This is a genomic window from Streptosporangium sp. NPDC048047, assembly GCF_040653115.1.
Classification (GTDB): Bacteria; Actinomycetota; Actinomycetes; order Streptosporangiales; family Streptosporangiaceae; genus Streptosporangium.
Window position 1 is genome coordinate 1 of the sequence record NZ_JBEZNH010000068.1, and the last position, 26,863, is coordinate 26,863.

At 72.4% G+C, this 26,863-nt stretch carries 24 protein-coding genes; 10 read left to right on the forward strand and 14 right to left on the reverse strand.

Translation table 11 applies throughout. The features are described from left to right. Positions 1-132: 132 nt before the first annotated feature. The 11 genes from der to AB0D67_RS34545 form a co-directional block, all read right to left on the reverse strand. A complete protein-coding gene (gene der / locus AB0D67_RS34495; RefSeq protein ID WP_362945365.1) occupies positions 133-1,470 on the reverse strand; it encodes a ribosome biogenesis GTPase Der in 1,338 nt (445 codons plus the stop codon). A 77-nt stretch (positions 1,471-1,547) separates the two neighbouring features. Next, complete coding sequence (cmk, locus tag AB0D67_RS34500) at positions 1,548-2,204, reverse strand: (d)CMP kinase (protein WP_362945305.1); 657 nt, start codon at positions 2,202-2,204, stop codon at positions 1,548-1,550. A 170-nt stretch (positions 2,205-2,374) separates the two neighbouring features. Continuing rightward, on the reverse strand, positions 2,375-3,490 hold the full coding sequence (locus tag AB0D67_RS34505; protein ID WP_362945307.1) for a prephenate dehydrogenase: 1,116 nt from the start codon (positions 3,488-3,490) through the stop codon (positions 2,375-2,377). Positions 3,491-3,605: 115 nt separating this feature from the next. Further along, the gene (gene aroH, locus AB0D67_RS34510) at positions 3,606-3,965 is read right to left on the reverse strand and encodes a chorismate mutase (RefSeq protein ID WP_362945309.1); all 360 of its coding nucleotides are present in this window, start codon (positions 3,963-3,965) and stop codon (positions 3,606-3,608) included. A gap of 82 nt (positions 3,966-4,047) precedes the next feature. Next, positions 4,048-6,021, reverse strand: coding sequence for a pseudouridine synthase (locus tag AB0D67_RS34515; RefSeq protein ID WP_362945311.1), 1,974 nt, complete (start codon positions 6,019-6,021; stop codon positions 4,048-4,050). Continuing rightward, entirely contained in the window at positions 6,018-6,578 is a 561-nt protein-coding gene (gene scpB / locus AB0D67_RS34520) for an SMC-Scp complex subunit ScpB (protein WP_362945313.1), read from the reverse strand. Before scpB ends, AB0D67_RS34515 begins: the two co-directional genes overlap by 4 nt. After that, complete coding sequence (locus AB0D67_RS34525; RefSeq protein ID WP_362945315.1) at positions 6,575-7,411, reverse strand: segregation/condensation protein A; 837 nt, start codon at positions 7,409-7,411, stop codon at positions 6,575-6,577. The genes scpB and AB0D67_RS34525 overlap by 4 nt, the downstream gene beginning before the upstream one ends. A 147-nt stretch (positions 7,412-7,558) precedes the next feature. After that, entirely contained in the window at positions 7,559-8,518 is a 960-nt protein-coding gene (locus tag AB0D67_RS34530; RefSeq protein WP_362945317.1) for a ParA family protein, read from the reverse strand. 99 nt (positions 8,519-8,617) lie between these two features. Continuing rightward, on the reverse strand, positions 8,618-9,544 hold the full coding sequence (locus tag AB0D67_RS34535; RefSeq protein ID WP_362945366.1) for a tyrosine recombinase: 927 nt from the start codon (positions 9,542-9,544) through the stop codon (positions 8,618-8,620). Between the two features lie 12 nt (positions 9,545-9,556). Next, positions 9,557-10,219, reverse strand: coding sequence for an NUDIX hydrolase (locus AB0D67_RS34540; RefSeq protein ID WP_362945319.1), 663 nt, complete (start codon positions 10,217-10,219; stop codon positions 9,557-9,559). Positions 10,220-10,299: 80 nt separating this feature from the next. Beyond that, positions 10,300-11,970: a CTP synthase gene (locus tag AB0D67_RS34545; protein ID WP_362945321.1), complete on the reverse strand. Its 1,671-nt coding sequence runs from the start codon at positions 11,968-11,970 to the stop codon at positions 10,300-10,302. 158 nt (positions 11,971-12,128) lie between these two features. Between AB0D67_RS34545 and AB0D67_RS34550 the strand changes: the two genes are divergently transcribed. The 4 genes from AB0D67_RS34550 to AB0D67_RS34565 all read left to right on the forward strand — a co-directional run bounded on the left by AB0D67_RS34550 (position 12,129) and on the right by AB0D67_RS34565 (position 14,946). Then, positions 12,129-12,848 (forward strand): acyltransferase, encoded by a 720-nt coding sequence (locus AB0D67_RS34550; protein WP_362945323.1) that lies wholly within the window; start codon positions 12,129-12,131, stop codon positions 12,846-12,848. Between the two features lie 104 nt (positions 12,849-12,952). Beyond that, positions 12,953-13,543 carry a DUF4126 domain-containing protein gene (locus AB0D67_RS34555; RefSeq protein ID WP_362945325.1) on the forward strand — a complete coding sequence of 197 codons (591 nt, stop codon included), beginning with the start codon at positions 12,953-12,955 and terminating at the stop codon, positions 13,541-13,543. 121 nt (positions 13,544-13,664) lie between these two features. Continuing rightward, on the forward strand, positions 13,665-14,279 hold the full coding sequence (locus AB0D67_RS34560; RefSeq protein ID WP_362945327.1) for a hypothetical protein: 615 nt from the start codon (positions 13,665-13,667) through the stop codon (positions 14,277-14,279). Positions 14,280-14,346: 67 nt separating this feature from the next. Beyond that, a complete protein-coding gene (locus AB0D67_RS34565; protein WP_362945329.1) occupies positions 14,347-14,946 on the forward strand; it encodes a Uma2 family endonuclease in 600 nt (199 codons plus the stop codon). Here the strand turns inward: AB0D67_RS34565 and AB0D67_RS34570 are convergent. The 3 genes from AB0D67_RS34570 to uvrB form a co-directional block, all read right to left on the reverse strand. After that, the gene (locus tag AB0D67_RS34570; protein WP_362945331.1) at positions 14,943-15,608 is read right to left on the reverse strand and encodes a hypothetical protein; all 666 of its coding nucleotides are present in this window, start codon (positions 15,606-15,608) and stop codon (positions 14,943-14,945) included. The genes AB0D67_RS34565 and AB0D67_RS34570 overlap by 4 nt on opposite strands. A 250-nt stretch (positions 15,609-15,858) precedes the next feature. Further along, positions 15,859-17,151 (reverse strand): hypothetical protein, encoded by a 1,293-nt coding sequence (locus AB0D67_RS34575; protein WP_362945333.1) that lies wholly within the window; start codon positions 17,149-17,151, stop codon positions 15,859-15,861. A gap of 185 nt (positions 17,152-17,336) precedes the next feature. Then, a complete protein-coding gene (uvrB, locus tag AB0D67_RS34580; protein ID WP_362945335.1) occupies positions 17,337-19,448 on the reverse strand; it encodes an excinuclease ABC subunit UvrB in 2,112 nt (703 codons plus the stop codon). A gap of 416 nt (positions 19,449-19,864) precedes the next feature. On the opposite strand from uvrB, the gene AB0D67_RS34585 reads away from it, so the two are divergent. From AB0D67_RS34585 to AB0D67_RS34610, 6 genes are all read left to right on the forward strand, one after another. Next, positions 19,865-21,601 carry an SPFH domain-containing protein gene (locus AB0D67_RS34585; RefSeq protein ID WP_362945337.1) on the forward strand — a complete coding sequence of 579 codons (1,737 nt, stop codon included), beginning with the start codon at positions 19,865-19,867 and terminating at the stop codon, positions 21,599-21,601. Further along, a complete protein-coding gene (locus AB0D67_RS34590; RefSeq protein ID WP_362945339.1) occupies positions 21,598-22,890 on the forward strand; it encodes an SPFH domain-containing protein in 1,293 nt (430 codons plus the stop codon). Before AB0D67_RS34585 ends, AB0D67_RS34590 begins: the two co-directional genes overlap by 4 nt. Before the next feature lie 166 nt (positions 22,891-23,056). Next, positions 23,057-23,830 carry a sporulation protein gene (locus AB0D67_RS34595; protein WP_362945341.1) on the forward strand — a complete coding sequence of 258 codons (774 nt, stop codon included), beginning with the start codon at positions 23,057-23,059 and terminating at the stop codon, positions 23,828-23,830. 224 nt (positions 23,831-24,054) lie between these two features. Beyond that, positions 24,055-24,567, forward strand: a complete 513-nt coding sequence (locus tag AB0D67_RS34600; RefSeq protein ID WP_362945343.1) for an RNA polymerase sigma factor — start codon at positions 24,055-24,057, stop codon at positions 24,565-24,567. Then, positions 24,564-25,607 (forward strand): CU044_5270 family protein, encoded by a 1,044-nt coding sequence (locus AB0D67_RS34605; protein WP_362945345.1) that lies wholly within the window; start codon positions 24,564-24,566, stop codon positions 25,605-25,607. The genes AB0D67_RS34600 and AB0D67_RS34605 overlap by 4 nt, the downstream gene beginning before the upstream one ends. A gap of 191 nt (positions 25,608-25,798) precedes the next feature. Next, the gene (locus AB0D67_RS34610; protein WP_362945347.1) at positions 25,799-26,698 is read left to right on the forward strand and encodes an inositol monophosphatase; all 900 of its coding nucleotides are present in this window, start codon (positions 25,799-25,801) and stop codon (positions 26,696-26,698) included. The last annotated feature ends 165 nt before the right edge of the window (positions 26,699-26,863 follow it).

Consider the following 26,863-nt stretch of genomic DNA (forward strand, 5'->3'; position numbering starts at 1 on the left):
CGCCGGCGGGACCGCGACAACTACCACGGCCGCCCGGGCCGCCCCGGGCGGCGCCCCGGGCGTCGCCCCCCGAACAACGACGGGCGCCCCGGCGCGCGCGCCGGGCCGCCCGTGGCTTCTCTCCCTCGATGGCTACTTCCTCTTCGCCCCCGAGGACTGCCGCTTCTCACGGATCTTCATGGTGACCTCGATCGGGGACCCGGCGAAGCCGAACTCCTCGCGGATCCGCCGCTCGACGAAGCGACGGTAGGTCTCCTCCAGGAAGCCGGAGGTGAACAGTACGAACTTCGGCGGCTCCGTCGACGCCTGCGTGGCGAAGAGGATCTTCGGCTGCTTGCCGCCCCGGACCGGCGGCGGCGTCGCCGCGACCAGCTCGGTGAGGAAGGCGTTGAGCCGCGCCGTGGGAACGCGGGTGGACCAGGAGTCCAGCGCCTTCTCCAGCGCCGGGACGAGCCGGTCGACATGCCAGCCCGTCAGGGCGGAGATGTTGACCCGCAGCGCCCACGGGACGCGGACGAGCTGGCGGTCGATCTCCTTCTCCAGGTAGTAGCGGCGGTCCTCGTCGACGATGTCCCACTTGTTGAACGCCACCACCATGGCCCGGCCGGACTCGATGACCAGGGAGATGATCCGCAGGTCCTGCTCGGTCAGCACCTCACCGGCGTCGATGAGCACGACCGCGACCTCCGACCGCTCCAGCGCGGCCCGGGTGCGCATGCTCGCGTAGAAGTCGGCGCCCTTCAGCTCGCGGTCGCGGCGGCGGATGCCCGCGGTGTCCACGAAGCGCCACGTCCGGCCGCCGAGCTGGATCAGCTCGTCCACCGGGTCGCGGGTGGTGCCGGCCATCGGGTCGACGAGGACACGCTCCTCCCCCGCGAGCTTGTTCAGCAGCGAGGACTTGCCGACGTTGGGCTTGCCCACCAGGGCCACCCGACGCGGCCCGCGCTCGGCCTCGAAGCTCTGCTTCGGCGTCTCCGGCAGCGCGTCGAGGATCACGTCGAGCAGGTCGCCGCTGGAGCGGCCGTGCAGGGCGGAGACCGGCTGCGGCTCGCCCAGGCCGAGGGACCACAGCGCGGCGGCCTCCAGCTCCATCTGCTGGTTGTCGACCTTGTTGGCGGCGAGGATGACCGGCTTGCCGGAACCGCGCAGCACGTGGCCGACGATCTCGTCGGCGTCGGTCACGCCCACGGTCGCGTCCACCACGAACAGGATCACGTCGGCCAGGTCGGCCGCGATCTGCGCCTGCTCGGCGATCCGCAGCGCCATGCCGGTCGCGTCGGGGTCCCACCCGCCGGTGTCGACCACCGTGAACCTGCGCCCGCGCCAGGCCGCGTCGTAGGTGACCCGGTCGCGGGTCACACCCGGCACGTCCTCCACGACCGCCTCACGGCGGCCGATGATCCTGTTGACCAGGGTGGACTTGCCCACGTTGGGACGGCCCACCACGGCCACGACCGGCTGGGGGCCCAGGTCGGGGCCCGCCTCCGGGAAGCCGGCGTCGGTACCCGGATCGGTCGGCTCAGCGTCGATCCAGCCGCTGTCTTCACTCACACTTTTTCCTTAATCAGACGCAGCACCACGGCGATGACCTCTTCGAGGTTCAGCGCCGTGGTGTCGAGTTCGACGGCGTCGGCCGCCTTCGCCAGCGGGTCGGTCTTCCGGGTCGAGTCCAGGGTGTCGCGCCGGGCCATCGCGGCCTTCTGCGCCTCCACCGTGGTACCGGCGAGCTCCGCCGTACGGCGGAGCGCGCGGGCGTCCGCGCTCGCGGTCAGGTAGATCTTGACCGGGGCCTCGGGTGCCACGACCGTGCCGATGTCACGGCCCTCGACGACGATGTCGCCCGCCCCGATGATCTCACGCTGCTCGGTCACCAGGCGCCGTCGCACCTCGGGAACCGCGCTGACGGCGGAGACCGCCGCGGTGACCTCGGCCGTCCGGATGGGCCCGGCGGCGTCGGCGCCGTCGACGGCGACCGTGGGCGCGTCGGGGTCGGTGCCCATCGAGAGGACCGGCTCCGAGGCCCTGGCCGCGATCGCCGCGGGGTCGGCGAGATCGACCTCCCGCTGCAGCATCCACCACGTGATCGCCCGGTACATCGCCCCGGTGTCGAGATAACGCAGCCCCAGCGCCCGCGCGACCCCGCGCGACGCACTCGACTTGCCCGACCCCGAAGGACCGTCCATGGCGATGACCAGTCCGGCCACGGCGCCTCTCCCTTACAGCCCGCTTCAGTTGTCCGTACGAGGCTACCGGCAGCGGGACCGCAACCTCGCATCGGAGACCGGGCCCACCGCCCCGTCACGGCCCCCGTCACGGTCTCCGCCGCGCCGGAGCGGGTGCCACGGCGCGCTTCAGGGCCGCCGTCCCGCTCCGGTCAGGGCAGGTGCCAGCCGTGGGCGCGCAGCGCCTCCGACAGCGCCGACACCGCCTCCGGCTGCACGAGCAGATCCGCCGCGCCCAGCGGCAGACCAGGGGCGTGCTCCAGCCGGACGTCCTCGATGTTGACGCCCGCGTCCCTGGCCACCTGGAACAGCCGGGCCAGCTCGCCCGGCCGGTCGCCGATGATGACCTGGACGGTCGCGTAGTCGCGCGCCGGGCCGCCGTGCTTGCCGGGGATGAGGCCGGTGCCCGCGACACCGCGGCGCAGCAGCTCGGTGACCCTGCCCATGGCCTCCGGGTCGGCCGGGGCGTCCCCGGCACCCGGAGCGCCCTCGGCGTCCGGGCCGGCCGAGGCGCGCAGCGAGGCCGCGGCGGCGGCGAGATCGGCCGCCACCGCCTCCAGCACGTCGGCCACCGGCAGCGCGTTGCCCGACAGGATGCCCGTCCACAGGTTCGGGTCCCCGGCCGCGATGCGCGTGACGTCGCGGACGCCCTGCCCGGCGAGGCCGAGCGCGGTGGCCGGCGCCTCGGCGAGCCGGGCGGCCACCGCGGAGGCGGTCACGTGCGGGGCGTGCGAGACGACCGCGACGGCCCGGTCGTGCTCGGCCGCCTCGACCTGTACGGCCTCACCGCCGCAGAGCTTGATCAGCAGGCGCAGGGCCTCCACCGCGTCGGGCGAGGTCTTCTCCGTGGGGCACAGCGCCCAGGGGCGGCCCAGGAACAGGTCCGCGCGGGCCGCCGCGGGACCGGAGCGCTCCCGGCCCGCGAGCGGGTGCCCGGCGACGTAGGTGGCCAGGTCGCAGCCGATCTCGGCGGCCTGACGGAGCGGGAGCGCCTTGACGCTGGCGACGTCGGTGTAGAAACGGGCCGCCCCGGCCCGCTGCAGCTCCGCGAGCTGGCCCGCCACCGCCTGCGGCGGGACCGCGATGACCGCCATGTCCACGGTCCCACCGGCCCACTCGACGCCGGCGCCCAGCTCGCGGGCCAGCCGTACGGAGGCCGGGTCGCGGTCGGCGAGGTGGACGGTGACGTCCTGCCCGCGCAGGGCGAGGGCCACCGACGTGCCGATCAGGCCGGTGCCGACGACGAGGACGTTTTCGAGGCCGCTCACGTCTGTCCTTAGGGTGCTGGAGCTCGTGGCGGGGCCGGAGGGATCCTCCGCGGTGACCGCGGCGGGACCGCCGCCCGGATCACCGCCGGGATCACCGGTCAGACCGCCGCCGGGCTCACTGGGCGATGTCCACCCGCAGGGCGACCGCGCCGCGCAGGTAGACGTGCTGGATCTCCTGGCGCGGCCGGTCGGTCTCCACGTGGGCCATCAGCCGGACGACGCGGGGCAGCGCGCCCGGGACGTCGATCTCGGACGCGCAGATGAGCGGCACGTCGTGGAAGCCGAGCTTGCGGGCGGCCAGGGCGGGGAACTCCGCGGTCAGATCGGGGGTGGCGGTGAAGATGACGCTGATCACGTCGTCGGTGGTGAGCCTGTTGCGCCCCATCACCTCGGTGACCAGCTCGGTGACACCGGACAGGACGGACTCCCGGTCGTTTCCGTCGACCTGGATCGCCCCGCGGATCGCCCGCACCATCGCCGCTCCCCCTTCATGTGCACGCCGGACCCGCCCGAAGCGGGACGGGTCCGGTGTGCCCCGAACGCGTGTGTATCCGAGATTACAGGCCGACGGCGGCGTAGAGCTCGCCGACTTCCTTGAGGGTCAGCGCGCGGAGCGTGCCCGGCTTGAGGCGGCCGAGCTTGACCGGGCCGAACTCGATGCGGGCGAGGTCGATGACCGGGTGGCCGACCTCCTCCAGCATGCGGCGCACGACGTGCTTGCGGCCCTCGTGCAGGACGATCTCCACCAGCGCCTGCTGGCCGTGCTCCTGGACCACGCCGAAGGAGTCGGCCTTGGCGATGCCGTCCTCCAGCTCGATGCCCTTCTGCAGGCGGCGGCCGAGGTCGCGCTCGATCTTGCCCGGAACCTTCGCCCAGTACTTCTTCTGCACGCCGTAGCTGGGGTGGGTGAGCCGGTTGGCCAGCTCGCCGTCGTTGGTGAGCAGGATCAGGCCCTCGGTCTCGGTGTCGAGACGGCCGACGTGGAAGAGCCGCTCGGTGCGGTCGGCGACGTAGTCGGCCAGCGAGGGACGGCCCTCGGGGTCGGCCATGGTGCTGACGACGCCGATGGGCTTGTTGATCGCGAGGTAGACCAGGTCGGGCATGGTCGGCAGGCGCTTGCCGTCCACGTGGATGACCTGCCTGGCCGGGTCGACGCGGGCACCGAAGCGGCGGACGACCTGACCGTCGACCGTCACGCGGCCCTCGCCGATCATCTCCTCGCAGGCCCGGCGGCTGGCCACGCCCGCCTGGGCGAGGACCTTCTGCAGCCGGACGCCGCCGGGGATCTCGGTGGTGTCGCGCTCGTCGGTGTAGTCGGCGTCGTAGAAGTCGGGGTCGCGGCGCGGCTGGCGGGCGGTCTTGAACCGGTCGTTCGCGGTCCCGCCGGGCCTGCGCGCGGCAGGGGCCCCGGAGGCGCGGGCGGCCGGGCTCCGGCGCTCGCCGTACGAGCCGGACCGCGCGCCGCCGATCGTCTGGATCTCGTCCCGGCGGCCGGTCCTGCCGAATCGGCCGCGGGAGCCGCCCCGGGGGGCGTCGTCGCGGCGGGGACCGCCGGAACGGTCGTCACGGCGGGGGGCGTCGACGCGCTCCTCACGACCGGAACCGCCGAAGCGGTCGTCACGGCCGGAACCGCCCCGGGGGGCGTCGTCACGGCGCGGACCGCCGAAACGGTCGCGCGAACCGCCGCGCTCGGCCCGGAAGCCCTCGCGGTCGTCACGCCGGGGACCACCGAAACGGTCATCACGGCGCGGACCGGCGGAACGGTCATCACGGCGCGGACCGCCGAAGCGCTCGCCGCTGCCGGAACCGCCGAAGCGGTCATCACGACGCGGACCGGCGGAACGGTCGTCACGGCGCGGACCGCCGAAGCGGTCGTCGCGGCCGGAGCCGTACCCGCCACGCGAACCGCCGCGCTCGGCGCGGAAGCCCTCACGGTCGTCACGCCGGGGACCACCGAAACGGTCATCACGGCGCGGAGCGCCGGAACGGTCATCACGGCGCGGAGCGCCCGAACGATCGTCACGGCGCGGACCACCGAAACGGTCATCACGGCGCGGCGCGTCGGACCGGAATCGGGGCGTGTCGGAACGGGATCCGCCACGGTCATCGCGGCGGAAGCCGCCGGAACGATCGTCACGGCGCGGACCGCCCGAACGATCGTCACGGCGCGGACCGCCGAAGCGCTCGCCACGGCCGGAACCGCCCCGGGGGGCGTCGTCGCGGCGGGGACCACCGAAGCGGTCGTCGCGGCCGGAGCCGTACCCGCCACGCGAACCGCCGCGCTCGGCCCGGAAGCCCTCGCGGTCGTCACGCCGGGGCGCGTCGGACCGGTCGTCGCGGCGCGGGCCGCCGGAGCGGTCGTCGCGGCGCGGCGCGTCGGAGCGGAAGCCGCCCCGGGATCCGCCGCGGAACCCGCCGGCCCCGGATCCTCCCCGGGTGCCGCCGCCTCCACGGGGGCCGCCGCCGCGCGGGGCTCCGCCGCGGCCTCGACCGCGTCCATCACCGGACGGGGTGCTACGCCTGTCGTTCACTGCTTCTGCTCCTCTAGGTTTTCCACGTCGTCGGGAAGGAACGGTGCCAGCTCGGGAAGCTCCTCGAGGTCCCGCAGGCCCATCCGTTCGAGAAAGTACGAGGTCGTTCGGTAAAGAAGTGCCTGGCTATCGGAGTCGGTGCCGGCCTCCTCGACCAGCCCCCTCGCCACCAGCGTGCGCATCACGCCGTCGCTGTTGACGCCCCGGATCGCCGCCACCCTGGCCCGGCTGACCGGCTGGCGGTAGGCGACGACGGCCAGGGTCTCCAGCGCGGCCTGGGTGAGCCGCGCCTGCTGGCCGTCGCGGACGAACCGCTCCACGAGGGACGCGCACTCGGCCCGCGTGTAGAACCGCCAGCCGCCCGCGACCTCTCTCAGATCGAAACCCCGTCCGGCGGCGGTGTATTCCGCCGACAGCGCGCGCAAAGCGGCGGCGATCTCCGGGACGGGGCGTTCGAGCACCTGGGCCAGGGTGACCTCGGCGACCGGTTCGTCCACCACGAGCAGGATGGCCTCAAGCCCGGCTCGCAGGCCGGCCTCGGGCGCCACGTCGGTCATGAAGGCTCTTTCCCGCCGCTCTCGTCGTAGTCGTCCGCCACGGCGACATCGCCGTCGTCGCTGCCCGTCCAGGTCACGTGCAGCTCTCCCAGGGGCTCGACCTGCTCGAAGGAGACGGCCCCCTCCCGGTAGAGCTCCAGGACGGCCAGGAAACGCGCGACGACCTCGAAGGTGCCGGCGCAGTCGGAGGTGAGCGCCCGGAACGTCGCCCGGCGGATCCGTCTCAGCCGCTCGACAAGGATAACCGCCTGCTCGCGGACATTGGCGAGCGGCTGGTAGATGTGGGAGACCGACACCGAGGGCGGCGCCTTGGGGGTGAAGGCCCGCCGCGCGATCTCCGCGAGGCGCTCGGGACCGATGCCCAGCACCAGTTCGGGCAGCAGGCCCGCGAACCGCGCCTCCATGGGGACGACCCGGGGGAAGCGCAGCGCCTCCTCGGCCATCCGGCCGGAGAAGACCTTCGCGACCTCCTTGTAGGCCCGGTACTGCAGGAGGCGGGCGAACAGCAGGTCGCGGGCCTCCAGCAGGGCGAGGTCCTCCTCGTCGTCCACCTCGCCGGACGGCAGCAGCCGGGCCGCCTTCAGGTCGAGCAGGGTCGCCGCGACGAGCAGGAAGTGGCTCGTCTGGTCGAGGTCCCACTCCGGTCCCCTGGCGCGGATGTAGGAGATGAACTCGTCGGTGACCTGGCTGAGGGAGACCTCGGTGATGTCCAGCTTGTGCTTGGCGATCAGGCTGAGCAGCAGGTCGAAGGGACCCTCGAAGACCTCCAGGCGGACCCGGAAGGTGTCGGCGGCCGGCTCTGCCTGCCCGGCCAGCAGCGGCTGCTCGGTCATCCCGCCATTGTCCCGTACCCCGGCTGTCCCGTACCCCGGCCGCGCCCATCGCCCCCGGCGCGCCACCGGGCCCGTCCACGCTCGTCACGCCGGGTCGCCCCCGGCGCTCCACCGCGCCCGTCCCCCGGACGCCTCTCCCGCGGCGGGTCAGCGTTCCTGGGCGTGCTCCTCGGCGCTCCACCTGGCCAGGACCTCGCGGGCCAGCTCGCGGTAGGCGCTGGCGCCCAGTGAGGAGGAGTCGAAGCTGGTGATGGGCTCACCGGCCACCGTGGCGTCCGGGAAGCGGACCGTACGGTTGATCACGGTGTGGAAGACCTTCTCGTCGAACGCCTCGACCACCCGGGCCAGCACCTCGCGGCCGTGCAGGGTGCGCGCGTCGTACATGGTGGCGAGCAGGCCCTCGATGACCAGGTCCTCGTTGATGCGCTGCTGGACCTTCACGATGGTGTCCATGAGCAGCGCGACGCCGCGCAGCGCGAAGAACTCGCACTCCAGCGGGACCATGACGCCGTGCGCGCAGGCCAGCGCGTTGATCGTGAGCAGGCCCAGCGAGGGCTGGCAGTCGATCAGGCAGACGTCGTACTCGGGCAGCAGCGGCTTGATCACCCGGCCGAGCACCTGTTCGCGGGCGACCTCGGTGACGAGCTGGACCTCGGCCGCGGACAGGTCGATGTTGCTCGGCAGGAGGTCCATGCCCTCGACGCCGGTCTCCATCAGGACTTCCCTGGCGGTGATCTGCGGGTCCATCAGGAGGTTGTAGACCGTCAGGTCGAGCTGGTGGGGGTTGATGCCCAGGCCGACCGAGAGGGCGCCCTGCGGGTCGAAGTCGACCAGCAGCACCCTCAGCCCGGCCTCGGCCAGCGCCGCGCCCAGGTTGATGGTGGTGGTGGTCTTGCCGACCCCGCCCTTCTGGTTCACCATGGCCACGACGCGCGCCGGTCCGTGCACCGTGCGCGGGGGCGGATCGGGGAAGACCGGGCGGGGCCGCCCGGTGGGGCCGAGGACTCCCCCCGGGTGAGGGCTCCCCGCGGTCTTGGTGTCGCCCCAGGGATTCTCGGGGTTTCCCGGGGTCGTTCCCCGAGCAGAACCGTCGGTGGTCACAGTCACCAGTTGAACCTCCCTGACGGCCTCGAACCGGACCGTCCGGACGGACACTATGGCGTCAACACGTATGCGGCAAGGCGGCACGCCCGAACACAAGCAAGCTCAATGCCGCGCGCGGGGGCGCGCGGCGGCGTACGCCTCCCGGAGCTTGTCGACCGTGACCAGGGTGTAGACCTGCGTGGTCGTCACCGAGGCGTGGCCGAGCAGCTCCTGAACCACCCTAACGTCCACACCCCCGTCCAGGAGGTGTGTTGCGAACGAATGTCGCAAGATATGGGGGGAGATTCCGGCCAGTCCCCCGCGCTCGGCGGCGGCCTGGAGCACCTCCCAGGCTCCCTGCCTGGTCAGCCTGCCGCCCCTGGCGTTGAGGAACAGCCCCTGGCCGCCCCTTCCCCGGGCGGCGATTCGAGGGCGCCCGCGGGTGAGATAGGCGCCGAGCGCCTCCCTGGCGAAGCGGCCCAGCGGCACCGCGCGGACCCGCCCGTCCTTGCCGCGCAGCCGTACCCGCTGGATCCCGGCGTCCAGGTCGACGTCGTCCACGGCGAGCCCGACGGCCTCGGAGATGCGGGCGCCGGTGCCGTACAGCAGCTCCAGCAGCGCCCGGTTGCGGATGGTGAGCGGCGCGTCCTCGGGCCCGGCGGCGGCGATGAGGCGCTCCACCTCCGCCACGCTGATCGCCTTGGGCAGCCGCCGCAGGCGGCGTGGCGGGCGCACCGCGTGCGCGGGGTCCCGCCTGGACAGGCCCTCGCGCAGCGCGAAGCGGTGCAGTCCGCGTACGGCGGAGGCGGCGCGCGCCACGGAGCTGGCGACGAGGGCCTGGTGGTCCTCGTCGCCGTCCCCGAGCGCGGTCAGGAAGGCCGTGACGTCGCCCTCGACGACCTCGCCGAGGGCGACGCGGCCGCGGTCCCTCAGATGCGCGGTGTACCGCAGGAGGTCACGGCGATAGGAGGCCAGTGTGTTGGCGGCCAGCCCCCGCTCCACCGCGAGGTGGGCGAGGTAGCTCTCGAGGACGGCCTCCGTCTCGCTCAGGGTGTCCTCCCGTCATGCCTCCGGTGCGTCGGCGGGCCGCAGAGAGGCGAAAGCGTCCGCCGAAGCGGCGTATGCGGCGAGAATACCGGCCACGGCCTGGGAATTGTGGATCATTCCCGCCAGGGCACGCCGAACCGCTTCGGACAGGGGAATCCACACCACCGGCATGTCGGCCTCCTCGTGCCGCCGGACGAAGTCCAGCTCCCCGTCGGGGATGGGGCTGAGGTCCCTGGCGAGGAAGATCCGGGTCCGCTCGTCCGTCATCCCCGGCGAGGTGAAGGCGTCGACGAGCGTGTGCCAGGTCCGCGCGCGATAGCCCGCCTCCTCGGCCAGCTCCCGCGCCGCCCCGGCGTGCAGCGGCTCGCCGTCGACGTCGCGCAGCCCGGCGGGCAGCTCCCACAGCAGCCGCCGGGCCGGGTGGCGGTACTGGCGGATCATCAGGACCCGGTCCTCGTCGTCGAGCGCCACCACGGCCACCGACCCGGGGTGGCGGACGTAGTCACGCGCGACGACCTCGTCCTCGCCGTCCCCGTCCGGCATGACGACCCGTTCGGTCAGCGCGGTGATGACCCGCCCGGAGAAGTGCTCGGCCGAGGAGACGACCTTCCACTCCGCCGGGGCGTCGACGACCTCGGGGACCCCGGGACCGGCGGAGGCGTCCGCCCGGTCCGCCACCGGCCCGTCCGGCCCGTCCGGCCCAGAGGCGTTGGGGGCGCCGGACCCGCCGGCACGGCCCGCCCGCGGCTCGGGCGCGCTCACTTGCCCCGCCCGGTCTTCGCCGCGTCGCTCCGGGCCTCGGCGTAGGCCAGGGCGGCGGAGACGAGACCCGAGAACAGCGGGTGCGAGCGGGTCGGCCGGGAGCGGAACTCCGGGTGCGCCTGGGTGCCGATGAAGAACGGGTGGACGTCGGCGGGCAGCTCGGCGTACTCCACCAGGCGCCCGTCGGGCGACAGGCCGGAGAAGACCATGCCGATCTTCTCCAGGTCGGCGCGGTAGGAGTTGTTGACCTCGTAGCGGTGACGGTGACGCTCTTCGACCCTGGCCTTGCCGTACAGCTGGCGGGCGAGCGAGCCCTCGGTGAGCTTGGCGGGGTAGAGGCCCAGCCGCATGGTGCCGCCCATGTCGCGGTCGCCGGCGACGACGTCCTTCTGGTCGGCCATGGTGGAGATCACCGGGTGCGGCGTCTCGGGGTCGAACTCGGTGCTGCCGGCGTCCTCGATGCCCGCGAGGTTGCGGGCGGCCTCGATGACCATGCACTGCATGCCCAGGCAGATGCCGAGCAGCGGGACCTTGTTCTCCCGGGCGTGCCGGATCGCGCCGAGCTTGCCCTCGATGCCCCGCACGCCGAAGCCGCCGGGGATGAGCACGCCGTCCACGCCGTCGAGCTCGCGGGCGGCGCCCTCGGGGGTCTCGCAGTCGTCGCTCTTGACCCAGCGGATGTTGACGCGGGCGTCGTTGGCGAAGCCGCCGGCGCGCATCGCCTCGGTGACCGACAGGTAGGCGTCGGGCAGGTCGATGTACTTGCCGACGAGCGCGATCGTGACCTCCCTGGCCGGGTGGTGCACCCGGCGCAGGAGCTGCTCCCACTCCTTCCAGCCGACGTCGCGGAAGGGCAGGCCGAGGCGGCGGACGACGTAGGCGTCCAGGCCCTCGGAGTGCAGGACCTTGGGGATGTCGTAGATGCTCGCGGCGTCCACGGCCGAGACGACGGCGTCCTCGTCGACGTCGCACATCAGGCTGATCTTGCGCTTGATCGGGGCGGCGACCGGCCGGTCCGAGCGCAGGACGATGGCGTCGGGCTGGATGCCGATGCTGCGCAGCGCGGCCACGGAGTGCTGGGTCGGCTTGGTCTTCAGCTCGCCGCTCGGCCCGATGTACGGCAGCAGCGAGACGTGGAGGAAGAACACGTTGTCGCGGCCGACCTCGTGGCGGACCTGGCGGACGGCCTCCAGGAAGGGCAGCGACTCGATGTCGCCGACGGTCCCGCCGACCTCGGTGATGACCACGTCGACGTCGGGGCCTGCCATGGACCGGATGCGGTCCTTGATCTCGTTGGTGATGTGCGGGATGACCTGGACGGTGTCTCCGAGGTACTCGCCGCGGCGCTCCTTGGCGATCACGTTGGAGTACACCTGGCCGGTGGTCACGTTCGCTGAGCCGTGCAGCTCGGTGTCGAGGAAGCGCTCGTAGTGGCCGACGTCGAGGTCGGTCTCGGCTCCGTCGTCGGTGACGAACACCTCACCGTGCTGGAACGGGTTCATCGTCCCGGGGTCGACGTTGAGATAGGGGTCCAGCTTCTGCATGGTGACTCGCAGGCCACGCAGCTTGAGGAGGCGTCCGAGGCTCGACGCCGTCAGTCCCTTACCGAGACTGGAGGCGACGCCGCCGGTGACGAACAGATGCTTGGTTTGTGCGGCGCTGCGCAAGAAGTCTCCCGTGGTCGCGATAGAGCTGCAGGCACCCCCTGATAGGGGCCTACTGTCCACGGGCTCTCAGAATATCAAACGACCGTCGCGAACCGCCCCGTCACCTGCCCCTGCCCCGCATTCCCCAGGTAAACCCCTGACCGGTAACTTATGCCCTTATGTCAGTACATGGGGTGTTGAGGCGCACCCTCAGCGCTCTCGTCCACCGCGGCTGGTCCGTCCTCCGCGCCGCCGGCGAGGTCACCCCGGCCAGCCCCGGCGGCTACCGGTTCCGCCGCCTGGGCGAGGGCGCCCGCCTGGCCTTCCCCCCCGGCGCGGTCTTCGGCGAGCAGTGGATCGAGATCGGCGAGGAGACCCTCGTCGGCGAGCGGGTCTCCCTCTCCGCCGGCATGGCCCCGGGAGCGGACCTCGGCCCCGACGGCATCGTGCGGATCGGCCGGCACTGCTCCATCGGCCGGGGCGGTCACATCGTCGGGCACCAGTCGATCGACATCGGCGACCACGTCTTCACCGGCCCCTACGTCTACATCACCGACCAGAACCACGTCTACGACGACCCCGAGACGCCGATCGGCCGCCAGTGGCCCCGCAACAACCCCGTGGTCATCGGCTCCGGCTCCTGGCTGGGCACCGGCGCGATCATCCTGCCGGGCACCCGGATCGGCCGGCAGTGCGTGGTCGCCGCCGGGGCCGTGGTCCGCGGCGAGTTCCCCGACCACAGCGTGATCGCCGGCGTCCCGGCCAGGGTGGTCCGCCGCCACGTCCCCGGCCACGGCTGGCTCCCGCCCCACCTTGCCGCCGACGGCTCCCCCGGAGCCCTCACGACTCCCGGACTCACCGTGCTGTCCGACGGCGCGGTGACCTCGGGGACACCGTGACCCCCGTACCTCCCGGGGCCTCCTCCGCCGCCGCGGTCCGCCGGGGCGGGATCTTTGCCCCGTGATCGTTCGTTGAGGGAAGGGCGACACACGGAGGAGACACGATGCTCGCGGCACTAACCGGTCTGGGGCTTTCCACGGCGGCCGGGCTCAACGCCTACATCCCGCTGCTGGTCGTCGGCGTCCTCGCCAACCTCACCGACGAGGTACGGCTGCCGAGCGAGTTCGCCTGGCTGTCCAACGGCTGGGTGCTCGCGATCATCGGCGTGCTGCTGCTCGCCGAGATCGTGCTCGACAAGGTCCCGGCGGTCGACAGCGTCAACGACATGATCCAGACGGTCGTCCGCCCGGCCTCCGGCGGCGTGGTGTTCAGCGCCACCGAGGCGGCGGCCCGGCTCGACGGCTCGACCTGGATGAGCCACAACCCCTGGCTGAGCTGGGTGCTGGGCATCGCGATCGCGCTGGCCGTACACCTGATGAAGTCCACCGCCAGGCCGGTCGTCAACGTCTCGACCGCCGGGGTGGGCGCCCCCGTGGTCAGCACCCTGGAGGACGCCGGCGCGCTCGGCATGAGCCTGGTCGCCGTCTTCATGCCGGTGCTGGTGGTCGTCGGCGTGGCGGTCCTCGCCCTGTTCGGCTGGTGGGCGGTCCGCAGGGTACGGCGCCGCCGCGCCCTGCGCCGAAGTCTCGCCTGACACCCTTGCCTTGGCCCCGTCCCCGCCCGGACGATCCGGCACCGGATGGCGGCCCCACGGCTCCGCCCCGGCCGCATTCCCGGGGATATGCTCGAAGAACCCGTCTCGCCCCCGCCAGGAGGTGGCTCCCATCGGCACTTTCATCACCATCGCACTGGTGATCCTGCTGTTCGTCCTTCTCGCCTCGGCGGCCGGCATCTACCTCCTGGTCAAGGTCGGCAAGAAGGCCACCAAGGAGGCCCGCAAGGTCGGCGACCGGGTCGCCACCCACGTGGCGTCGATGGGCACCGGCGAGGCCGCCGAGGCCGAGCGGATGCGCATCGACCTGCGCCGGGAGGTCTCCCTGACCCGCCAGGCCGTCGAGCAGGCGCTGCGCGACGGCTGGGGCCTGGGCGACCTGCCCCACCTGATGGCGGAGATCGCCGTGCAGGCCGACCAGGTCGACGCCCAGCTCGGCCTCTACGCCCGGCACGCCCGCATGCCGTCCCATTCCGACCCCCACTCGTTCGGCCTGCTGCGCGACCACCACGCCAAGCTGACCGGGGCCTGCTCCCGCATCCGCGCCGATCTGCTCAACGACCAGATGACGCACTCGGCCGGGGTCATCGCCGACCTCCACAGTCGCACCGACCTGGAGATCGAGGCCCGCCGCCGCGCCCCCGACCCGCTGGACCAGATCGACGAGCTCTACCGCCGTACGATGCTCAGCCGCCCCCAGCGGGAAGAGCCCCGCTGACGGGTGCGGAGCGTGTCATCATGAACACGCACCGCGAAAAGGCGGGGCAGTTCAAGGAGGTCGGCATATGACCACGGCATTTCCCGAGTGGTTCTATCCGGGTCCGCCCGGCGGGTGGACGGCCGACATGCTCGACCGTCTTCCCCCCGACGCGCCCAGGCACGTCGAGCTGATCGATGGGTCACTCGTCATGATGTCACCGCAAACCGCGTTCCACATGTTCATGATCAATCTTCTGATCGATTCGGAGCGAGGAATACGCCCACCGGCCGAGCTGGTGGTCGCCCGTGAGATGACGGTCACCCTGGGCCTGCGCCAGCGCCCGGAGCCCGACGTCCTCGTCGTCGACAGGGCGGCCCTGCGGAACCTGAGCACGACCACTTTCAAACCGGAGGACGTCCACCTCGTCGTCGAGGTGGTGTCCGCCGAGTCCATGGAGCGGGATCGCACCACCAAGCCGATCAAGTACTCCGACGCCGGGATCAGATACTTCTGGCGCGTCGAGCAGGAGGACGAGGGCGCCGTCGTCTACACCTTCGAGCTGGAGCCCGCCGTCAGGGCGTACGTGCCGACCGGCATCCACCGGGGACGGCTGCGGACGTACGCCGGCTTCGACGTGGACATCGACCTCGACCTGAGCACGTACATGGGAGGCATGGCTCCTTAGGAGCCGGCCCGCGTTCCGCCCCCGTCGGGCGGCTCCCCGAAGTCGATCAGTTCGGCGTAGGTCGCGCCGTGGTTGATGCGCGCCCGTATGGCCTGGGCCTGGGCCGTGGTGGGCAGGAAGCCGTCGAGCACCTCGGGCAGGGCCACGCGCCAGCCCAGCAGCGCCCGGTCGGAGTGGCGGTGACCGGCGCGAACCACGGCGACGGCGACCCGTACCGCGTGCTCGTTGCCCGGTGGCACGCCCGGGCGGTCGGTCTCGATCGCCGAGTAGCGGAACCCGTCGGCCAGGGCGCAGGGCGGGCAGCCGAGCGGGCCCCGGCCCAGCGCCGACCCGCATTCACCGCAGGTCAGCCGGTCCAGGGCGGCGTCCACCACCCGCCAGTCGTGCCGGTCGGGCTCGCCGGTCACCATCTCGGCGATCAGCAGCTCGTCCTCCCGGGCCGGCTCGGCCGCGCCGAAGTGGTCCCGGAGGAAGTCCTGCCAGGCGTCATCGACGATCCGGTCGACCAGTGCGGCGCACCGGGCGCAGCCGGGGGCTCCGCCGTACTCCCGGCAGCCGCATGCGGGGCACCGGCGTGGCTCCGCCGTCCCGGGTGTCCGGGAACGGACCTTCCACCGGGCCGGGTCGCTCCAGGAGGGTTCGCGATCTGCCGTGTCGGTCATCTCAAGAGACGATCTTAGGAGACATCGGCCTCGCGCGTGCCGCGGACCTCGCCCGCGCGGGAGGCCGGCACCGGCCACCACGTCGAACTCGTCAGGGTGCGGCCCGCGGGGATGGTCCAGTCACCCACGGCCCGATGGGAGGCGAAGGTCTGCGGGAGCCTCCGCGGCGGAGCCCTCCGCGACGACCGGTCCCGGCTAGGTTCCGTTTCGCGGGTCATCCCGCCTACCGCGGACATCCACCGAACAGAACCTAGTCCAGACGCCAGATCATGCCGTTGGTGAACGGCATCTCCTCGGACTCGGTGTGGTCCCGGCCGACCGCCCAGACCGAGGCCGATCCGGGGCGGCGGGCGAGCGCCGCCACCGAGCGTCCGCCGAGCGGGCCGCGGTCGGCCTCGTACGTCCGCCATCTCCCGCCGGTGAGGCGGCCCACGCCGTGGGGGACGGTCACCCACAGGCCGCCCGCGCCGTCGGCGACGATGTCACGGCCGATGGAGAGCCGTTCGGGCACGACCCTGACCAGCCACCGGCCGCCGCTCCATCTCATGAGCACGGGCCGGATGCACATCATCTCCTCCGCTCCGCAGATCCGGTACATGGAGCCGAGCACCCACACCTCTCCCCCGTCGCCCACCGCGAGGGCGGCCACCACGGTCTCCCGCTGCCGGTCCCCGTACAGGCGGGGGATCGGCGGGCGCGGGACCGAAGTCCAGCGGCGGCCGCTGCGGCGGGCGAGGGCGACGTGCCCGCCCTCGTCTCCCGCGATCCACACCTGGCCGGACGCGGTCGCCTGCAGGGCTTTCACGCGGAAGGGCGACCTCTGCGAGAGCCAGCGCTCGCCGTCCCAGTGGCGGATCCTGTCGGAGGTCGCCGCCCAGACCTCGTCACGGCCGGTCGTGGCGGCCCCCGCGCCCCCCGCGTTCAGCACGGACACCGTCCATGACGTGCCGTCCCAGCGGGCTGCGCAGCTATCGGAGCCGCCGTTCGCCTTGATGGCGTTGCAGAGACCGAACACCCACAGGGTGCCGTCGCGGGAGGCCGCGATCCGGTGCGCCTCCACCACCCGGTCGAGTTCGGGCAGCCCGTGCCAGCGCCGGCCGTCCCATCGCATCGCGTACGTCAGCGTGCGGCGCGGCCCGCAGGGGTCGCCCGTCGCGGGGAACTCGCGCTCCCCGACGGCGTACACCGTGCCGTCGGGCAGCGCCGTCACAGCGCGGTAGTCGTCGCCGTAGGGGTAGGCGTTGTAGTGCACGAGGCGCATCCCACCCCCGGAGGGGAGCGGCGGCGGGGTAGGGGGCAGCGTGGAGCCCGGATGGAGGTGGCAGCGGTTCCCGGGAGAGGTCTCCACTGGACCGGGGGAGGTCGTCACCGCGCCGGGAGGGGTCCACGCCGCGCCGGGACGGGGCTCGGCCTGCGGCCCCGGGGAGGGAACCGTCGCGCCGGGTCCGGGGGCGGCCGAGCATCCGGCGGACAGAGCGGATAGAGCGGACAGAGCCGCCATGGCCAGGCCCGCCAGAGCTGAGCGCACCGCTTTTCGGCCCATGCCGGGCATTCTGGCATCAAGGGTCGCGCCGCGGCCACGGGATCGTCGTCATCGGCATCGCACGCGCGGATGCCTGCCGTCATCGGCGTCGTACACGGAGGCGCCCGCCGGCCGCCCCAGGTCACGGGGCGGCCGATCGCCGGTCTCCTGACCGTCGCCGGGCCGCCGGGTCTCCCCGGCGGCGGTCAGGAGACGCCGGCCTCGCGCATGTCGCGGACCTCGCGCTTGAGCTCCTTGATCTCGTCGCGGAGCCGGGCGGCGACCTCGAACTGCAGGTCGGCCGCGGCCTGGTGCATCTGCTCGGTGAGCGAGGCGACCAGTTCCTCCAGCTGGGCCCGGGGCATCTCCCCGGCGATGGCCTTGGCGTGCTGGCCGGCGGCCTTGGACGCGAAGCCGGGGACCGGTGCCTTGCCGCGCGACTGCTGGCGGCCGTTGCCGCCGAGAAGCTGCTCGGTGTCGGCGTCCTCGCGGTTGAGCGAGTCGAGGATGTCGGCGATCTTCTTGCGGAGCGGCTGCGGGTCGATGCCGCGGGCCTCGTTGTAGGCGACCTGCTTGGCCCGGCGGCGGTTGGTCTCCTCGATCGCCCGCTCCATGGAGGGGGTGATCCGGTCGGCGTACATGTGCACCTGGCCGGAGACGTTCCGGGCGGCGCGGCCGATCGTCTGGATCAGGGAGGTCTCCGAGCGCAGGAACCCCTCCTTGTCGGCGTCGAGGATGGCCACCAGTGACACCTCGGGCAGGTCGAGGCCCTCGCGCAGGAGGTTGATGCCGACCAGCACGTCGAACTCGCCGGAGCGCAGCTCGCGGAGCAGCTCGATGCGGCGCAGGGTGTCGACCTCGCTGTGGAGGTAGCGGACCCGGATGCCGAGCTCCAGGAGGTAGTCGGTGAGGTCCTCGGCCATCTTCTTGGTCAGCGTGGTGACGAGGGTCCGCTCGTCCTTCTCGGCGCGGATCCTGATCTCGTGGACGAGGTCGTCGATCTGCGACGTCGTGGGCTTGACGATCACCTCGGGGTCGACCAGGCCGGTCGGCCGGATGACCTGCTCGACCACGTCGCCGCCGGAGCGGCCCAGCTCGTAGGAGCCGGGGGTGGCCGAGAGGTAGACGGTCTGGCCGATCCGCTCCAGGAACTCCTCCCACTTCAGCGGGCGGTTGTCCATCGCGGACGGCAGCCGGAAGCCGTGCTCGACGAGCGTGCGCTTGCGGGAGGCGTCGCCCTCGTACATCGCGCCGATCTGCGGGACGGTCTGGTGCGACTCGTCCAGCACGAGGAGGAAGTCCTCGGGGAAGTAGTCGAGCAGGGTGTTGGGGGCGCTGCCGGGGGCGCGGCCGTCCATGTGGCGCGAGTAGTTCTCCACGCCGGAGCAGGTGCCGATCTGGCGCAGCATCTCCAGGTCGTAGGTGGTGCGCATGCGCAGCCGCTGGGCCTCCAGGAGTTTGCCCTGGCGCTCCATCCTCTCCAGCGTCTCGGCCAGCTCGGCCTCGATGCCGTTGACGGCCTTCTCCATCCGCTCGGGGCCCGCGACGTAGTGGGAGGCGGGGAAGATGTAGACCTCGTCGTCGTCGGTGATCACCTCGCCGGTCAGCGGGTGCATCGTGGAGAGCTTCTCGATCTCGTCGCCGAACATCTCGATGCGCACGGCGAGCTCTTCGTACTTGGGGATGATCTCGATGGTGTCGCCGCGGACCCGGAAGGTGCCCCGGGTGAAGGCCAGGTCGTTGCGGGTGTACTGCATGTCGACCAGGCGGCGCAGCAGGCGGTCGCGCTCGATCTCCTGGCCCGTCCGGAGACGGACCATGCGGTCGACGTACTCCTGCGGGGTGCCCAGGCCGTAGATGCACGACACCGACGCCACCACGATCGTGTCACGGCGGGTCAGCAGCGAGTTGGTCGCGGAGTGGCGCAGCCGCTCGACCTCGTCGTTGATCGAGGAGTCCTTCTCGATGTAGGTGTCGCTCTGCGGGACGTACGCCTCGGGCTGGTAGTAGTCGTAGTACGAGACGAAGTATTCGACCGCGTTGTTCGGCATCATCTCGCGCAGTTCGTTGGCGAACTGCGCGGCGAGCGTCTTGTTGGGCTGGATGACCAGGGTCGGCCGCTGCAGCCGCTCGATCAGCCAGGCGATCGTGGCGGTCTTGCCGGTGCCGGTGGCGCCCAGCAGGACGCTGTCCTTGTCGCCCGCCCGCACGCGCCGCTCCAGGTCGGCGATGGCTGCGGGCTGGTCGCCCGACGGGGTCATCTCGGTGACCACCTGGAAGGGCGCCACCTTGCGCTGCAAATCAGTTACCGGCCTCACTCCACCCACTGTAGGCGGGCCCACCGACATTTCCGTCCGGCCGTACGGCCGGCCTCGCTCCCCGGCGTTCTTCTCCACGGCACGGGGGGATCCCGGCGCGCGGGCGGAACGAGCGCAATCCGTCCGGCCGTACGGGCACCTTCGGCCCGCCGGGCACGTTGGGCGTAAAGAAGGTGTAAAGAAAACGTCCGGACGGGCGGGGGCGAGGGGCGGGGGCGCGGGATCGGCGGGTGACTTCCGGGGTGGGCCGGGCGGCTTCGATCCGGTTCAATCCGGCGGCAAGCCGACGTCAAGCCCGGTGGACTTCACTGCCGGGTACGGCCTCGCCATCCGGCTCCCCGTCTCAATGCGCCGGACAAAAACTCGCGAAGACTGATATATCGGACTATCTAGTACGACTACCTCCCGGAGGTCAGATGTCCCGGTCACAACAGGTCATGCGGACCGCCACGGCGGCCGCCCAGGCGATAGGACAGGGAGGCGACCCACGCCAGATGGCCGGCCAGGCCGTGGGCCGGCTCGCGGGCCGGTTCACCGGCCAGGGGTCCGGCGAGCAGGGCTTCGCGCTCGACCCGTCCGACTTCGCCGCGGCCCGCGACCAGGACATCTCCACGGGGACGGTCATCGAGGCCCGCAGCGCCTCACTGACCGAGGCCGGTGAGATCCTCGGCCGGAGCTTCGCCGCGGCGGGGCCGGACGGCCGGCCGGCCCACGTGATCTCGCCGGTGGTGATCCCCAAGGGGACGACGGCGCGGGTGGTCATTCCGCTGGTGGTCCTGGCCGTCCTCGGCCTGGCCGGGCTGGTGGCCACCGGGCTGCCGGACGGCGCGCGGGTGCTGTTCGGCCCGCACTACTGGCTGGTCCTGGTGCTGGCCGCCGCGTTCCTGTGGTGGCGGCGCAGCGTGGTCATGGTCCCCGAGGGCGCCAAGGCGCTGATCACCAAGTTCGGCAAGCTCGTGCAGATCGCCGAGCCGGGCCGGGTGACGCTGTTCAACCCGTGGAAGCGGGTCAGCTACATCGTCAACACCACCCGCGAGTACCCCTTCAACGCGCCGATCAGCGAGGCCCCGACGCAGCAGGGCGTCAAGGCGAGCGTCGACCTGTTCCTGCAGTTCCGCATCGAGGACCCGGCCGAGTTCATCTTCGTCCTCGGCTCGGTCAGCGGCTTCCAGGCCAAGCTGCAGAACGCCATCAGCGAGGTCACCCGCTCCCTCATCTACTCCCAGCGCGCCGAGGAGATCTACGACCTGGTCGGCGAGAGCACCCTGGGCATGCTGGACACCCTCAACCAGCAGTTCCTGCCCGCCGTACGGCTCACCGACGTGAACATCACGCACGCCGAGCCGACGAGCCAGGAGTACCGGATGGACCTCGCCGCCCCCGAGATGATCAGGGTGGCCAAGGAGGCCTACACCTACGAGTACGAGCTGCAGCTGCGCAAGGAGCAGAACGAGGGCGACATCGTCAGGGAGCTCGCCGGGCTGCAGGAGCAGCTGTCGGCGATCCAGGCCGAGATCGCCGGCTACCAGGCCCGGATGGACACCGCGCTGGAGCGCGCCTCCTACCAGGCCAAGGCGCAGGCGGGCCAGCGGCTGGTGGAGGCGGAGTCCACCGCCAAGGCCAACGCGGCGCTGCTGGAGGCGCAGGCGCTGGACATCCGGGCGCTGAGCGCGGCCCAGGCGCCGGAGATCCTGGACTACCGGTTCCAGCAGGACCTGCTCGACAAGCTGGAGTCCGTGGCGGCGCACCTGCCCCGGATGGTGCAGGTGGGCGAGCGGCCCGACATCGACCTGCTGGCCCTGGCCAGGCAGCTCGTCGGCAGCCGTGAGACGCAGCTGTTCTCCGAGGAGGACATGGCGGCCATCAGGTCGCGCGTCACCGAGATCGGCAGGCGGGTCGAGGAGCGCGGCTCGGAGATCGCCGCGCTGCTGAACCCGGCCCCGGAGGCCGGCGGCGCCGGTGCGGGCGGAACGACCGGCGGAATCGGTACGGCGGGGCCGACCGGCGGGACACCACAGACACCGCAGCCGGTGCAGACGGCGCAGACGGCGCAGACGGCGCGGCCTGAGCAGGCGGAACCGCCGGGGCGGGCGCTCCGGACGGCCGGGGCGCAGGACGGGCCGGCGGCCCGGGAAGGCGAGGACGTGCGATGAGCGCCGAGTTCTCCAAGATCAAGGAATCCCTGGCGTCCTGGTCGGAGATCCGCCAGCTGCTGCGCGGCGGCGAGTCCGGCCGGCTGGTCCCGGTGGTCATCCCCAAGGACCGCCGCGGTTTCGCCTGGCTGACGTTGCTGTTCGCCGCCTTCTACCTCGCCGGCACGGCGGTGCTCGCCGACGGGGTGATCTCCTTCCTGGCCGCGGTGGGCGCGGTGGTCCTGCTGCTGGTCACGCTGGTGTGGGTGTGGCGGCGGGCGATCATCGAGATCGAGGAGGGCACCACCGGCGTGCGCAGCCGCTGGGGCGCGGTCACCGGCACCCTGCCCCCGGGCCGCCACTACCTGTGGCTGCCGTGGGACCGGGTGGACGCGGTGGTGGACACCTCCACCGAGATCCCCTACTCGGCGCCGATCGTGGCCTGCCCGACCGCGGAGAACGTGCCGCTGAAGTCGATCGAGTTCTTCCTGAAGTTCCGCATCGTCGACCCGGTGGCCTTCGTCCGGACGATCGGGGCGAGCAACTTCGACCTGGTGCTGAGCAGCGCCGTACAGGACGCCATCCGTCAGCGCAGCCGCAGGGTGCACACCGAGCGCGCCTACGACCTGCGGGGGTCCGACGTCGGTGACATGCAGGAGCTGCTGACCCGCCAGCTCGGCCGGTACGGCGTGCGGATCACCGGCGCCAACATCCCCGACGTGCAGCTGCCCGACGCCTACCAGCAGCACCTGGCCACCCGCGAGAAGGTCGCCAAGGAGCTGTCGGCGTTCGAGCGGGAGTGGGAGCTCACCCGCAAGCGGCGGATCGACACGCTGCTGATGGAGATCGAGCGCGCCAAGAAGACGCGGGACGCGCGGATCGTGGAGGTGCGGGCCGCCGCCAACACCGCCCGCAAGGACGTCGCCCGCATGCTGGAGGAGCACGAGACCGAGGCGCAGCGGGTGCGCTGGGAGATCGAGGCCAAGGGGCGGGCCGAGCTCACCTCCGCCGAGAACGAGGCCCGGGGGCTGCGCAGGCTGGCCGACTCCTATCGCGACAACCGGGCCGTGCTCCAGTACGAGCTGGCCCGTCGCCGCCTCGACGTGGGGGCCAGGCTCGCCGAGAGCGCCCCGCGTCCCTTGGTGGTCCGCACCGACGGCACGTCCGGCGAGTCGTCGGCGCTGTCCACGATGCTCCTGGCCCAGCTTCTGCCGCGGCTCGGCGGCATCGGCGACGGCGGCGGCGCGAACGGAAACGGGAACGGAACCGGCGCGAACGGCCAGGCCTGGCCGTCCGGCCAGGCCGGCTGAGCCAGTCCCGGCGGTCCCGTCCCGGCCGGCGCCCGCCCCGGCCGGGCCGGGCGCCGCCGGGACGTCCGATCCCTGGTCCGGCCAGGCCTGTCCCCTCGCCCCATCCCGACCACGCGCCCGAACGGGCGCTTTCCATCTCAGATCAGACACCAACCGGGGAGTCCCCATGGTTTTCCGCAAGCTGATGGCCGCGTTCGGCGCGGGCGTCGAAGTCGACACGATCCTGCAGAACTCCCACGTCCGTCCCGGTGAGATCCTGCGCGGGCGGGTCGACTTCCGCGGCGGCGGCTCCGACCACCAGGTCGAGGGCATCTTCATCGACTTCACCGCGGTCGTCGAGGTCGAGAGCGGCGACAACGAGCATCACGCGACCTACAGCTTCCTGCGTGAGCAGGTGGCCGGGCCGTTCCAGCTCGCGGCGGGCGCGTCCCACTCGGCGTCGTTCGAGATCGCCGTCCCGTGGGAGACCCCGATCAGCGCCGTCGGCGGTCACCCGCTGCGCGGCATGCGGCTCGGCGTGGCCACCGAGCTGGCCCTGGCCGGAGCGCTCGACAAGGGCGACCTCGACCCGCTGTTCGTCAACCCGCTGCCCGCCCAGGACAACGTGCTCGGCGCGCTGAGCCGGATGGGCTTCCACTTCAAGAAGGCCGACCTGGAGCGCGGCACGCTGCGCGGCTCGCGGATGCCGTTCTTCCAGGAGATCGAGTACCACGCGGGCCACGAGTACGGCCGGCACTTCAGCGAGCTGGAGCTGACGTTCATCACCGGGCCGCACTCGATGGACGTCATCCTGGAGGCCGACAGGCGCGGCGGGTTCCTGTCGTCCGGCGGCGACACCTACGACCGGTTCACGGTCCGCCACGGCGACCATCCGGGCCAGGTGGAGCAGTCGCTGCGCGAGGGGCTGGAGGCGATGGCCCGCAGGCGCGGCTGGTTCTGACCGTCCACACCGGCCACGGCCCGGGACTCCGGGAGGGGCGCGAGGCAGGCCGTTCCGATCGCGCGGCCCGCGTGTCCGGGATTCCGCGCCCCACCAGGTCATCGGCTCCGGCAGGGCTTTTCGATGGCGGGGCCCGTGGCGCGAACCGCTCACAGTGATCTGCCACATTCCAAAAGGTGCCGGACATTCACCAGGTGTCCGGCACCTTTCGGCAAGGAGATCCTGTGACACACCGAGATCGCTTCGAGGCGGTCTATGACGCGTACTACCCGGCGATACATCAGTACGCCGCCCGTCGTACCCGCTCCCCCGACGACACGGCCGACGTCATCTCCGAGACGTTCCTCACCGCCTGGCGGCGTATCGATGACGTTCCCGACGGTGAGGAGGCGCTGCTGTGGCTGTACGGGGTGGCCCGCCGCGTGCTGGCGAACCGGCAGCGCGGTGATCTCCGCAGGGCCGTGCTCGCCGAGCGGCTGCGTACGGAACTGGCCGCCGGCCGGCCGGCCGAACCGGCCGATCTGGAGCACGTCCGCGCCGCCTTCCACGGGTTGCCCGAGCGTGACCGCGAGGTCCTGGCGCTGGCCTGCTGGGAGGACCTGACCAGCGAGCGGATCGCCAAGGTCATGGGATGTACGGCCGTCGCCGCCCGGAGCCGGCTGCATCGGGCGCGCAAGCGGCTCGCGGCCGCGCTGGCGCGGCAGGCCTCTCTGACGATCGCGATGGAGGAAGCATGAGCGACATCGACAACCTGGTCAGGGCCATCGACCCGGCACCGCACGCACCGGCTCAGGGGCCCGGTGCGCGCGAACTGCGTGAGCTGATCATGGCGACCCAGGCGGACCGGCGCCGGACGACTCGGTGGCGCCCGCGGTGGCAGGCCGGTGCCCTCGGGCTCGCGGTGGCCGCGGCCGCCGCGGTGGTCCTCCTCGGCCAGGCCGTCCCCGCCTCCTCGCCCTCTCCTGCGGTCACCGGTGTCACCGCCCTGCAGGGAACGTCGATCCTGCTGGCCGCCGCCGCCAAGGCCCAAGCCGCCCCGGAAGGGGCCTACTGGCGCCTTCGGGAGCTGTACGTGGGGTCGGCGGGGCCGTACGGCGAAAGCGGCGACGCCTACCGGCTCAAAACCACCTACCTCTCGGAGGATTGGGTGGCCAAGGACGGCCGCAGATGGATGGGCCGCAGGCAGCTGGCCGCCACCCCTCTCGACACGGAGGCGTGGCGCAGGGACGGCTCGCCGGCCGAATGGGAGATGGGACCGGATGGCGGCGTCTACTCCACCTCGCCCGGCGAGGGCACGCTCACCCCGCTCAAGGGACGGCGGAAGCTCTACTGGAGTGCCCTGCCCCTGACGCTGAAGGAGATCGAGGCGCTTCCCGCAGATCCCGAGGCGCTGAAGAAGCGAGCCGCCGACGCGATCCGCAGTGATCAGGACTTCGCCGGTTCGGTGGAGGACGGCCTGCCCTCCGTCCTGGCCGAACTCCTGTATCGCCTGCCCGTCTCCCCGCAGGTGCGCGGCGCCGCCTACCAGGCGCTGGCGACACTGCCCGCGGTGCGGATCGAAGGCCGGGCCACCGACCCGCAGGGGCGGCCGGGGGTCGCCGTGACCTTCCCGATCCAGGAGGGCCTGCCCTCCCGGAACAAATTGATCATCGATCCCGGCACCTCCAAGGTGCTGACCGCCGAAGACACCGGAGTGCCGCGGAAGGGTGACCGGGCCACCGTGGTGCTGGAGTCCGGCTGGACCGACGCCGAACCGTCCCCGCCCTCGACCGGGTGAGGAACTGCCCGGTGAGGGTCGCGAGACCGGCCGGGCACCGGCCTCACGCCGACCGTCCCGGATGCGTCCGCTCTCGGCGAGGGTCGTAGGCGGTTGGGCGCCGGTCAGGCCGGAGCGGGGGTCGATGTCCGGCCGGAGCCAGGGGTTCCGCACCGTTCCGTGCCCGGAGGGCGGCGGGATACGGTCCTGCCATGACGACAGAGGCATCGGCCGCGCGGAGCGGTGAACCGGGCGGGGCCGCGGGGCGGGGCGAGGACCGCGTCGTCGCGCCGCCGGATCTGGAGCACGCCCGCCGGGTCGCCGTCGACGCCGCGGGGGCGGCCGGCCGGCTGATCACCGAGGGCACCCGGGCGGCCCTCGTGGTCAATCCAAAGGGAGACGACGGCGATGTGGTCACCGACCTGGACCTGGTGTCGGAGAGGCTGCTGGTCGACCGGGTCCTTTCGGCGTTCCCCGGGCACGCGGTGATCTCAGAGGAGGCGGGCGCGCTGGGTGAGGCCGGGTCGGAGTGGACGTGGGTCATCGACCCGCTCGACGGCACCAACAACGTGGCGATCGGCCTGCCTCTGTACGCGGTGGGCCTGGCTCTGTGCCGCGGCGGGCGTCCCGAGCTGGGAGTCGTGCACGAGCCGGTGACCGGCCGTACCTGGTCGGCCGTGCGTAGCCGGGGCGCGGTCGGCCCGGCGGGCCCGCTGACGGCTCCGCCTTACCGGCCCGGTCGTTCCGGTCCGGTGCTGGCCTGGATCCAGGGGTACGGCGTGCGCCGCGGCGACCCCGTGGCCACGGCGCTGAAGGCGGCGCTCGATCTGCGCGCCCGCCGGGTACTGCGGCTGTGGGCCCCGCTGCTCGCCTGGGTGATGCTGGCCCGGGGGGACATCGACGGCATCGTCGGTCACCGGACCGGGGTCGTCGACCTGCCGGGCGGCCTGCTGATCGCTCAGGAGGCCGGGGCGGTGGTCAGCGGCTTCGACGGGGCGCCGTTCGACCGCGTTCCACTGGACGGGAGCGTATGTGACTTCGTCGCCGGGCGGGCCGGACTGCAGGAGGAACTGCTGGAGGAGGTCAGGGCCGTCCCCGGGATCACGTCCTGACCGTCCGGAGGAAACCGGGAACGAGCCTGAACGCCGTGAGTGCCGCGGCGGCCGCGGTCCCGGTCGTGGTCCGTCGCCGGGGGCGGTTCGCGGGCGTCAGACGGTTCCCGGGCGTCAGACGGTTCCCGGGCGTCAGACGGTTCCCGGGCGTCAGACGGTTCCCGG

Excerpts from the sequence above, each read along its gene's own strand:
- aroH (WP_362945309.1), bottom strand. The coding sequence starts at position 3,965 with ATGGTGCGGGCGATCCGCGGGGCGATCCAGGTCGACGGAAACGACCGG.
- scpB (WP_362945313.1), bottom strand. The coding sequence starts at position 6,578 with ATGACCGACGTGGCGCCCGAGGCCGGCCTGCGAGCCGGGCTTGAGGCC.
- AB0D67_RS34525 (WP_362945315.1), bottom strand. The coding sequence starts at position 7,411 with ATGACCGAGCAGCCGCTGCTGGCCGGGCAGGCAGAGCCGGCCGCCGAC.
- AB0D67_RS34550 (WP_362945323.1), top strand. The coding sequence starts at position 12,129 with ATGTCAGTACATGGGGTGTTGAGGCGCACCCTCAGCGCTCTCGTCCAC.
- AB0D67_RS34555 (WP_362945325.1), top strand. The coding sequence starts at position 12,953 with ATGCTCGCGGCACTAACCGGTCTGGGGCTTTCCACGGCGGCCGGGCTC.
- AB0D67_RS34565 (WP_362945329.1), top strand. The coding sequence starts at position 14,347 with ATGACCACGGCATTTCCCGAGTGGTTCTATCCGGGTCCGCCCGGCGGG.
- AB0D67_RS34570 (WP_362945331.1), bottom strand. The coding sequence starts at position 15,608 with ATGACCGACACGGCAGATCGCGAACCCTCCTGGAGCGACCCGGCCCGG.
- AB0D67_RS34575 (WP_362945333.1), bottom strand. The coding sequence starts at position 17,151 with ATGGGCCGAAAAGCGGTGCGCTCAGCTCTGGCGGGCCTGGCCATGGCG.
- AB0D67_RS34585 (WP_362945337.1), top strand. The coding sequence starts at position 19,865 with ATGTCCCGGTCACAACAGGTCATGCGGACCGCCACGGCGGCCGCCCAG.
- AB0D67_RS34590 (WP_362945339.1), top strand. The coding sequence starts at position 21,598 with ATGAGCGCCGAGTTCTCCAAGATCAAGGAATCCCTGGCGTCCTGGTCG.
- AB0D67_RS34595 (WP_362945341.1), top strand. The coding sequence starts at position 23,057 with ATGGTTTTCCGCAAGCTGATGGCCGCGTTCGGCGCGGGCGTCGAAGTC.
- AB0D67_RS34605 (WP_362945345.1), top strand. The coding sequence starts at position 24,564 with ATGAGCGACATCGACAACCTGGTCAGGGCCATCGACCCGGCACCGCAC.
- AB0D67_RS34610 (WP_362945347.1), top strand. The coding sequence starts at position 25,799 with ATGACGACAGAGGCATCGGCCGCGCGGAGCGGTGAACCGGGCGGGGCC.